The organism is Bacteroides sp. An269 (genome assembly GCF_002159755.1).
GTDB classification, from domain to species: Bacteria; Bacteroidota; Bacteroidia; order Bacteroidales; family Bacteroidaceae; genus Phocaeicola; species Phocaeicola intestinalis.
The window spans coordinates 1-1,065 of record NZ_NFJG01000233.1; the positions used below are offsets into that span (position 1 = coordinate 1).

Annotated in this window: 1 pseudogene; it reads left to right on the top strand. The window is 42.3% G+C overall.

Annotated features, from left to right (window positions below):
* Positions 1-339 precede the first annotated feature (339 nt).
* Positions 340-1,065, top strand: a pseudogene (locus tag B5F71_RS19470) (Rpn family recombination-promoting nuclease/putative transposase); the annotation flags it as partial.

The following is a 1,065-nucleotide window of genomic DNA, read 5'->3' on the forward strand; positions in this document are numbered from 1 at the left end:
TTTACGCATAAAGTCATGGGGGTATTAAGTTATTTCTTTCATTTACAAATTTAATAATTCTCTTGGCTTTATGCTATTTTGCTAGCACATTACAAACATAGGAACTAAGAAACGGTTTTGAATTTCCCCAAAAGTTTTTTCCCGTCTAAGAAACGGTTTTGAATTTCCCCAAAAGTTTTTTCCCGTCTTGATGTATTCGTTTCATGACTGACCCTTTTATGCCTGCATAAGAATTTAAAATACAAACAGACAGAGGCATAAGGAAATAAAAATCAGTCTTCGCAAATTACAAAAAAACACTATATTTGCATACGTTACATTCCTAAAACACAGGCAATTATGGACAGAAGAGAACTCAGCGACAGATACGTCAACCCCTATACCGACTTCGGATTCAAGAAACTGTTCGGCACGAAATAAACAAGGACCTGCTCATCAGCTTCATCAACAGCCTCCTGCACGGAAAAGAAGTGGTGAAAGGCCTGACCTACCTCAATACGGAGCATTTAGGCACCGGCGAGGCAGACCGCAAGGCGGTGTTCGATGTGTATTGCGAAAACGAAAACGGAGAGAAGATACTGGTAGAAATGCAGCGCGGAGAACAACAGTTCTTCAAGGACAGGATTCTATTCTATACAACATTTCCTATTCGTGACCAACAAATGATAAAGGAATGGAACTACCGGCTGAAAGCCGTATATGTCATCGGCATCCTCAACTTCACCTTCGACGAGCAGAGCGATAATTTCTATCACCACGAAGTGAAGCTCATGGACACCCGGACCAAAGAAGTGTTTTATGACAAGCTGACTTTCATTTACCTGGAAATGCCCAAGTTCAATAAAAGCGAAGAAGAACTGAACGGCATGTTCGAGAAATGGCTCTTCGTGTTGCGCAACCTCTCACGCCTGATGGAACGTCCCAAAGCCCTGCAGGAACGCATCTTCACCAAACTCTTCGAAGCCGCTGAGATTGCCAAGTTCACCAAGACCGAATACGACAGCTACGAAGAAAGCCTGAAAATCTACCGGGACTGGAAAAATACCATTGATACTGCGAAAATTA